Below are 9,075 nucleotides of genomic sequence, written 5' to 3' on the forward strand. Positions count from 1 at the left end.
TTTAGTTTATTCCTTTATTCTATCAGCAAAACCTGTGTAAGAACAATAAAATAACCTGCATTTTGTTATCTTCCTCCTTGGCCGCCCGTCTGTCTGTCGAAAGCTGCTAAGCCCATCCTGAGAAACAGAAGTCGTCTGTTCGTTCAGTGTACCCAATTCTGAGCCTCTGCTGTAACTGCCGTTTTGATAGAATCCAAAGCTTGATGTTCCTGTACTTTCACCGCCTGAATATAACGCAAGAGTTTTTCTCGAAACTATTTCAGACATGTTAACAACAACATAATCAAAGTTCTTGGAAGTCTTGAAAGCAGCTACTTCATTTCCATCAGCAGCCTGTAAATGAATAAGTGTATCAGCCTGTTGTGTAGAATTAAAATAGATGACTGCTGCTGTCTGATCAGAAGTATCACTAATACCAATCCAATAGCCATCCCTGAGTTTCCGCTGGCAATCAAAGTCATTAAATGCCCCTTCATAATCAGGGACACTATTCTCGCCGTTGAACGGACTATCAATAATCAACGTGCAGTCTGTCGTCATTGTCACCCCTGTCTCCTTCGACTTCAACATAAATTGTGCTGCCGTTTATTTCCAGATACTTGCTGCTGTTATAATCGCCGATAGGGTCGCCAAATCTGTTCCCGACAAATGTACCAGCGTTGCCGTCGCTTCCTCCGGCTGCATTCTTTCATTTCAATGCAATCCCTCCCTTACAGTTCAAAGTATAGGTGAGCCAGCATAAAATAAGCTTAAAAAAAACGCCGCAGCAACAGAGAAGGTCTCTGTGACTGTGAAGCGTTTCATACATTTATTTTTTTGCTAAACTGAACTTGCGAAAATTAAATTTCTTTCAAATTCAGAAATTATTCAACAAATTCAAATTCAAAGCCGCCGATTCGAACGATATCACCATCTTTTGCTCCACGGGCACGCAGCGCTTCATCAACGCCCATTCCCCGCAGCTGTCGAGCAAAACGCATAACCGTTTCATCATGATCAAAATTAGTCATTTGGAATAGTTTTTCCAGAGATTCTCCAGACAACACCCAAGCTGCATCTGAATCACGGTCAATTGTAAATTCCGGACCCTCTGACTGGAAGCCGTAACGGACTGTTTCTTCCTCAACCTCATCTGTGTAAAGAGGAAATTCAGGAGTCACATCCAGCAAATCAGCAGTAGCATTTAACAATGGTTCCAGTCCTTTTTTAGACACACCTGAAACCGGAAAAATAGGTAGTTCATCTGCATACTCATCTGTGCGCTCTTTGGCAATTTCTTCTTTGAATTTCTTCAGATTTTCTTCTGCTTCGGGCATATCCATTTTATTCGCTACAATAATTTGAGGACGTTCCATTAAACGAAGATTATGAGAAGCCAGCTCTTTATTAATAGCTTTATAATCCTCGTATGGATCTCTGCCTTCCATTCCGCTCATGTCAATTACATGGAGAATGACTCTTGTCCGCTCAATATGTCTCAGAAACTGTGTGCCGAGTCCGACTCCCTGAGAGGCCCCTTCGATCAGACCGGGCAAATCCGCCGCTGCAAAGCTTCGACCATCGCTAGTGGTCACCATACCGAGATTGGGAACCAAAGTTGTAAAGTGATAGGCACCAATCTTCGGTCTGGCTGCTGATATAACAGACAGCAAGGTAGATTTCCCGACAGAAGGAAAGCCGACTAAACCGACATCTGCCAAAACTTTTAATTCCAGTTCAATTCTTCTTTCCTGACCTGGTTCACCATTTTCAGCGATTTCCGGAGCCGGATTTCTGGCAGAAGCAAAACGGGTATTTCCACGACCGCCGCGACCGCCTCTGGCAATAATCAGCTCCTGACCATTTTCAATTAAATCACCAATCAAGACGCCTGTATCAGCATCCCGTACTGTTGTTCCCTGAGGTACTTTGACATAAAGATCTTCTGCACCTCTTCCATGCATACTTTTACTCATTCCATTTTCACCTAAAGGAGCTTTAAAATGACGGTTAAAACGAAAATCCATTAAAGTACGCAGCCCTTCATCCACCACAAGAACTACATTACCACCATTACCTCCGTCTCCGCCGGCGGGTCCCCCATCAGGTACATACTTTTCTCTTCTGAAAGCAACCATCCCATCTCCGCCTTTACCGGCTTTGACATCAATGACTACTTGATCTAAAAACATGGACATACGATTGTCCTCCTAATTCAATTAATTATCTGTTATCTTTTGATTGCTGAGACATTCCATGAACGCTTCTTCATATTAACAGGCACAATTATTTACACTATCATTATTCTGTCAAACATGCAAGAATCCCTCTACCTATCCTGCAAATAAAATAAGGCCCAGCCACTCAAAATTCTAGTGTAAGTATAGCATAAATCACTTTCAATAAAAAACTTCTTTACAGTAAAATTGCAGTTTTTCTCAGCATAATTTTATTGAAGATTGTTTTTTTCTGTATCTTATTGAAATCAAACTGATTTTTCTATTTATTGCTGCTCATCACAGGAGAAAGTAAAGAACCTCGACATAGTAAGTGGTATCTTTTGACAAAATGATGCTGTGCGCGCAAAATTATACGTGTAACATCAGGTAAAAAAAGAAATTTTTATTTCTTTTGTTTTATAAATTTGAAGGAGGAATAACCCTATGACAGTAAAAGTAGGAATTAATGGATTTGGACGAATTGGCCGTCTAGCTTTTCGCCGTATTAAAGAAGTCTCAGATGATATTGAAGTGGTTGCAATCAACGATTTAACGAGTCCGACAATGCTGGCTCAATTGCTTCAATTTGATTCTACTCACGGAACTTATCCAGGCTCAGTCACAGCAACAGATGATTCCATTGTTGTAGATGGTGAAAAAACACGAGTTTACGCAGAACCTGATGCAAGTAAAATCCCATGGGCAAAAGAAAACAGCGTAGACATCGTACTTGAATGTACTGGTTTCTATACCTCTGAAGAAAAAGCAAAAGCTCACTTAGAGGCCGGCGTAAAACGTGTTGTTATCTCTGCCCCTGCAGGAGCAATGAAAACCATCGTTTACAATATCAATGATGATACATTGACACCAGATGATACAATTATTTCGGCCGGATCCTGTACAACAAATTGTCTAGCTCCAATGGCCTATTTCTTAAATAATGAATTTGGAATTGAAGTTGGTACAATGACCACAGTCCATGCATACACGTCTACTCAAATGTTATTGGACGGTCCGGTAAAAGGCGGTAACTTGCGTGCTGCTCGTTCAGCTGCTGATAATACCATTCCCCATTCAACAGGTGCTGCAAAAGCAATCGGTTTGGTTATTCCGGAATTAAACGGCAAATTACAGGGGCATGCACAACGTGTACCTGTTGTAGATGGTTCATTAACGGAATTAGTTTCTATTCTTAAGAAAAAAGTGACAGCTGATGAAGTCAATGAAGCAATTAAGAAACATACGGTTGATAATCCATCATTTAGTTATGATGACCGTGAAATTGTTTCAGGGGATGTTATTGGTACAACAGAAGGGTCCATCTTCGATCCTACTCAAACCGAAGTAACCACTGCCGGCGATTTTCAACTGGTTAAAACCGTTGCTTGGTATGACAACGAATATGGTTTCACCTGCCAAATGATTCGGTTACTTGAAAAATTTGCAAACTTATAATCGTTTGTGCTGATTATTCAGTAATACTGAAAAAAGAGCAGATATTGACAATTCAAAGCCAATATCCGCTCTTTTACACGTTAATAAACAATTCCCAAAAGTGCTGTTACTCATCTTTAAGAATTATTTTTCCATAATAATTAGGGGGACCAAATAAATGATGGATCATCCCCATAATGTCCTGTCTCATTAATGCTGTGTTGGCAGATTGATAAAGCGGTACGACACCGGCTTCTTCCAGCAATGTATGTTCTGCATCAATCAGCACTTGCCAGCGCTCCTTTGGCTTCGCAGACAATTCTCCGGCTTTTTGCAGTAATTCATTATAAATTGAACTGTTATAGCCTGAATGATTATGAAATGAATCGCCTGCGTAATTATTCAAATAAGTGGTCGGATCTTGAAAGTCAGGACCAATTCTTGTTAACAGCAAATCAAAATCCTGATTACTTTCACGATCAAGCAAGCTCTTTTCAGGAAGCAATGATATATTTACCGTCAAGCCTTCAAAATTTTCTTCCAGGCTATATTGGATATATTCTGTAATTTTTTTGTTTTCATCCTGATCTGAGGCCAGTAAATCAATAGTAAATTCTTTTGTTTCTGATTCAGAGAGTGCTTTTTTCCACAGTTTCTGGGCATTTACTTTATCGTAAGAAGTCAGAATGCCGCTTTCCTCCCTAAAATCTTCTTCTGATTCAGGATTTCCGACAAATTCAGCAGCCACAACTCCTCCGGCAACTCTGGAATCATTATCCAAAATTTCATTGACAATGTGATCTCGGTCAATCCCAATCATTATGGCTTTTCTGGCATTTTCGTCAGCAAAAATAGTTTTCTCGCCATCTTTTATTTGATTGACCTCGATCAAGTGTACCCAGGAATCCAGTTGTGTTGTATAATCTGGATCATTTTTATACTGTTTCGCAAACTCACCGGATAACACCGCTCTGTCCAGCTCGTTATTTTCGTACAGATCGACAGCCAAATTAGTTTCTTTCACTACCTGAATATTTACTTTATCAACATTTGACTGTTTAGAATTCCAGTACAAGTCGTTTTTGCTGTATGTCCATTTTTGATTTCCATGCTCCCAGTTTTCGAGAACATAGGGACCATTATATAAAAGATGATTGGCATCTATTCCATAATTATCCCCTTGCTCGTTCACATAGCTTTCATTTAAAGGAAACAATGTTGGAAATGTCATAACAGAAGTAAAATAGGCAACCGGCGCTTCAAGTTCGACTATAAGTGTATAGTCGTCTGGAGCAGAAACCCCTAATTCCTCTGGCTGTTTCACACCTCCCAGAATGGCTTCAGCGTTTTTAATATCCATCAGTAGAAATGAACTTGGCGAAGCATAATTGGCATCCACCACACGCTGCCAGGCATATACAAAATCATGGGCTGTTACGTTCATCCCATTGGACCATTTTGCATTTTTTCTCAGCTTCAAGGTATAGGTTAGACCATCTTCACTGATTTCAGGAAGCTCTTCTGCAACTCCGGGAATAATTGAATCATCGGCATCCAAATTAAACAGCCCTTCCATTACCTGAGTGATGGCAATAAAACTGCCGCCGTCCAGTGCATTTCCAGAATCCATAGAAGAAATCTCGTTGATTTCCATCATATTAATAATTTTATCCGGACTTGCTTCATTTTCTTTTTGAGAATCCTTTTTTGTTCCTCCACATCCGGAAAATAATAAAAACATGCCCATGATCATAGTCGCTTTAATAAGTTTGCTAACTGCTTTTTTCATTTTTCTCAAACCCCTATTATTTACTTTATTGTATTGAAAGATCTGTTTAATTAATTTGATTCATTCGACTCTCCACATCGTCTAAGTAGACAGATAGCTCTTCTTCAGTAAGATAAGGAACTCTGCCATAAAAAACATGATCAATTACCTCTACACCGTTGGACTGGAACATCCATTCTGACGTGAGAAGCTTAATTGCCTGATCGATTGGAGTCAGCTCGCCGTTTTCATTTTGAGGCTGACCAGTTGGAGTGAAAAATAGTGCCCGTTTCCCGTTAAATCGTTTTTTGGGTTCATCATCTTCAAAACTATAAGCAAATCCATGGGCAAATACACGATCAACATAACCTTTCATTATAGCCGGCATACCATTCCACCAAATCGGGAAAATATAAATTAGTAAATCACTCTCAAGTATCAGCTGTTGTTCTTTAAGAACATCGGTAGGATAGTTACTATTTTCACGAATAAATTTTCCTTTTTCTACATGAATAGTTTCCGCCCTGCTTAAAATCGGATTGAAGTTCATTTTGTAAAGATCACGAACCTCCACCTGATAACCATTCTTCTCTAAAGTCGATTTCGTTCGATCTAAAACTGCCTTGCTAAAACTCACCTCTCTTGGATGAGCGTAGACAATCAATGCTTTCATTTCATTATCCTCCTCTTGTTTGATTTCTTTATCATTATAGCAAAACTTATTGGAAATCGCTTATATTGAATGTTTTTTCACAATGATTATGAGAAAACTGACATAAATAGAATCCTGCAATGGTTTATCAAAGGCTTTTAGTTTGCTCTGTCCAATTTTGTTATTTTAGATGGCATAATTTTTATTTCGATGAATTGTCGAGCGGGTTACACTGGTCAAATCCTTAATAGTTGTAATTAAAAACCACTAAAAAGCATGTTCCTTTGATTTGAAAACAGATAGCACAGTTTTTAGAATTTTTAGTATTTGTAGAGTACATTGATGGTTTTCCTTTATATACACCTTTTCTTTAGCTTGTTAAATTCCTCATAACCGACGTTCTTTACCCAACAAAAGAGTCCTTTATACTGAACCTTGGATGACTTATCCAAGACCAGTAAAAAGGACTGCCAAATGGATAAGTATAGAACAAATTCAGCATTTAAATAAATGGTTTTCAATCATAATTCTAAAAGAGTTGCCAACTTCGATTCAAGAAAAGATTGCTCACTTTAACCATTATCAGGAAAAACTCAAATTTACCAAGGTTTTGCAGATTTTTCTTTATGGAGTTCACGAAGAAAAAGAAAGCTTTCGTGAAATGGATACAACCTTTGTTTTCGACTAAATACTGCCATTTTGATACAGTTTAAAATGGTCATTTTTTTGATATTTCTTTTCATTTGACGAACATAGGTTCTGATGTTATTCTTTTAAAGAAATAAAAATAACAGAGAATGAGAGGTAAAATAATGAAATTTGACATTTCTTTGAATTTTGATGGGCAATGTAAGAATACACTCGCTTTATACCCAACTGTTTTTAAAGCTGAGGTTCAGGATTTTAAAACAGTTGAACTGTTACTGGAAAACTAAAAATTTCCAGCAGCTGATAATAATAAACAAAAAGTGATGTACACGAATCCTAGAATAGGTTCAAACATTGTAATGTTTAATGATATTCCGTCAACTAGTATTTTGATTTGAGACAATGACATTGCACCACCTATAGGTTCTTACAATCAAAATGAACTTCGACGAATGTTTAATAAACTTAAGAGTGGTAGAATTGTAAAAATGGAGCTTCAGCAAATATTTTGAAATGGGTTGTATGGTATAGTGACAGATAAATTTGGGGAAACTTGGTAATTTTCTCGTTATAATTAGCGGTACCAATGGAACGAATAAAAGGATTCACCAAGAATACTTTAGTAAGAATAACAAAGAAGGAGTGACGACAATTGATATCCTGGAAAAAAGAAATAATAATTCCTGTAAATATCGAGATTATTTGGACTTTATTTGATATAGAGAACATGAAACGTATTATGCCTCAAGTGATTGAGACAAAAGTTTTAGAGAAAACAGATGGGATTGTTGGCAGTACCTATGAGCAAACTTATCAAGAGGGGAAAAGAGTAGAAAAATACATCGTAACTGATTTGGAACATGAAGATACCCCTGAAAGAAAGCATAATAAGTCAGGATTTACTCTTGCCAAAATGTTTGAAATTGAAACTTCTTTTACACTGATAAAAATAAGTGAAAATGAAACAAAATTCTTATATAGCGGTCAAAATAAAGGAACGAATTTTATTGCACGTTGTATGGTAAAAATGATGGGAAATAAGAAGAATGAGCAAGTGGTTACTGATTTTATGGAACGAGTAAAGACTGAAGCATTAAAAGATAAGACTGGTGGAAAATAATGAATATTTTAGCAATTATTAGTGCAGGTATATTAGCTTTTGGGGTAGGTGCACTTTGGTACACAGTCCTTTTTGGAAAAACTTGGAGGAAAGAGCTTGGAATTACTGAGGAACAAGTTGAAGAGGGCGACAGCGGATTTTTTCCTATGTTACTGTCGTTGTTAATTGAAACAATGATAGCATTTTTAGTTATCTACACAATCAGCAAATTACAATTACCTGTTTTTACATCAGGGCTGTTAATTTCAAGTATTGCAGTGTTTTCAGCATTGAAAAACTATATATTTGAACAAAAGTCATTAACACTGATTTTAATCAATGAGGGCTATAAGACCGTTTGCATTATGATTATGGCTGCATTCTTTTACTTTTTTGGCTAAAAATTATTAATCAGCTATACGAAAGGCTGTTGAATCACTAACGGTCCAACAGCCCTTTTAATGTGTGAGTTTGGGACAGAAATAAAGTTCCAAACTCTCTTCATATCTACACCCGAATAAACGGCGGTACAAAAACAACTCCTTCGGAATTAAGCCGAACTATCCTGAAAATATGAGGAGCTATTTTCGGATATTCCTTCTTAATTCTCGGAGCTGATCGTTTTTGTCCCGACCTCCTAAAACCGAATAAATGGTGTTCCAGTCTTTGTATAATCCAAGCATTCATAAGAAGTGTAGGAGCGAAGCCCCCCACGCTTCGAGGATCGGAACGAAGTCCTTCAATTCTTAGCGGCTCTGCCATTTAGAAATTGATGAGATCGAAACGAAGTGTAGTGTAGTGAGAACCACAGACGCAGAAAAACGGATACAGCGTAATATTTTGTCTCAAGAATCGTTAGACTCGTAGAGGTAGCAGTTCTCTTGAAAGGTAGCAGTTCTCTTGAAAATAAGTCGAATGATACTGAAACTATGGTATGTTTCATACGTAGAAGTTGATATGATCGAAGCACAGCGTAGTGTACCCATTCTCAGCTATTCATTCTATGAATAGTGTTCCTTGACAATTTTCAGATATTCCGCCTTATTGACATAAATCACTATGATTGACTTGTCAGAGTAGATGATCCATGATACCTACTTGGTTCTTAAGGAAGAATATTTTTGCTCCTGCGGTTACTCGTCGCATGAAGACCTTTGCTCCTGCGGTTACTCGTCGCATGAAGACCTTTGCTCCTGCGGTTACTCGTCGCATGAAGACCTTTGCTCCTGCGGTTACTCGTCGCATGAAGACCTTTGCTCCTGCGGTTACTCGTCGC

General features: G+C 38.0%; 9 protein-coding genes. 4 read left to right on the top strand and 5 right to left on the bottom strand.

Features of this window, described 5'->3' with window-relative positions:
* Positions 1 to 6 precede the first annotated feature (6 nt).
* Positions 7 to 546, bottom strand: coding sequence for a hypothetical protein (locus tag LI951_RS01395; protein WP_229441033.1), 540 nt, complete (start codon positions 544 to 546; stop codon positions 7 to 9).
* A 317-nt stretch (positions 547 to 863) separates the two neighbouring features.
* Positions 864 to 2,177 carry a GTPase ObgE gene (gene obgE / locus LI951_RS01400; RefSeq protein ID WP_202069220.1) on the bottom strand — a complete coding sequence of 438 codons (1,314 nt, stop codon included), beginning with the start codon at positions 2,175 to 2,177 and terminating at the stop codon, positions 864 to 866.
* 465 nt (positions 2,178 to 2,642) lie between these two features.
* On the opposite strand from obgE, the gene gap reads away from it, so the two are divergent.
* On the top strand, positions 2,643 to 3,653 hold the full coding sequence (gene gap, locus LI951_RS01405) for a type I glyceraldehyde-3-phosphate dehydrogenase (protein WP_229441034.1): 1,011 nt from the start codon (positions 2,643 to 2,645) through the stop codon (positions 3,651 to 3,653).
* Positions 3,654 to 3,759: 106 nt separating this feature from the next.
* On the opposite strand, the gene LI951_RS01410 is transcribed toward gap, so the two are convergent.
* Positions 3,760 to 5,421 carry a peptide ABC transporter substrate-binding protein gene (locus LI951_RS01410; protein WP_229441035.1) on the bottom strand — a complete coding sequence of 554 codons (1,662 nt, stop codon included), beginning with the start codon at positions 5,419 to 5,421 and terminating at the stop codon, positions 3,760 to 3,762.
* 46 nt (positions 5,422 to 5,467) lie between these two features.
* Positions 5,468 to 6,073 carry an NAD(P)H-dependent oxidoreductase gene (locus LI951_RS01415; RefSeq protein WP_229441036.1) on the bottom strand — a complete coding sequence of 202 codons (606 nt, stop codon included), beginning with the start codon at positions 6,071 to 6,073 and terminating at the stop codon, positions 5,468 to 5,470.
* Positions 6,074 to 6,864: 791 nt separating this feature from the next.
* Between LI951_RS01415 and LI951_RS15030 the strand changes: the two genes are divergently transcribed.
* The 3 genes from LI951_RS15030 (at position 6,865) to LI951_RS01425 (ending at position 8,200) form a co-directional block, all read left to right on the top strand.
* On the top strand, positions 6,865 to 6,987 hold the full coding sequence (locus LI951_RS15030) for a hypothetical protein (RefSeq protein WP_267491676.1): 123 nt from the start codon (positions 6,865 to 6,867) through the stop codon (positions 6,985 to 6,987).
* Positions 6,988 to 7,352: 365 nt separating this feature from the next.
* Positions 7,353 to 7,820, top strand: a complete 468-nt coding sequence (locus LI951_RS01420) for an SRPBCC family protein (RefSeq protein ID WP_202067493.1) — start codon at positions 7,353 to 7,355, stop codon at positions 7,818 to 7,820.
* Positions 7,820 to 8,200: a DUF1761 domain-containing protein gene (locus tag LI951_RS01425; RefSeq protein ID WP_229441037.1), complete on the top strand. Its 381-nt coding sequence runs from the start codon at positions 7,820 to 7,822 to the stop codon at positions 8,198 to 8,200. Before LI951_RS01420 ends, LI951_RS01425 begins: the two co-directional genes overlap by 1 nt.
* Positions 8,201 to 8,870: 670 nt before the next feature.
* Here LI951_RS01425 and LI951_RS01430 read toward each other — a convergent pair.
* The coding region (locus LI951_RS01430) for a hypothetical protein (protein WP_229441038.1) at positions 8,871 to 9,075 on the bottom strand (205 nt) is incomplete at its 5' end.

It is taken from the genome of Enterococcus sp. BWT-B8 (genome assembly GCF_020567625.1).
GTDB lineage: Bacteria > Bacillota > Bacilli > Lactobacillales > Enterococcaceae > Enterococcus_L.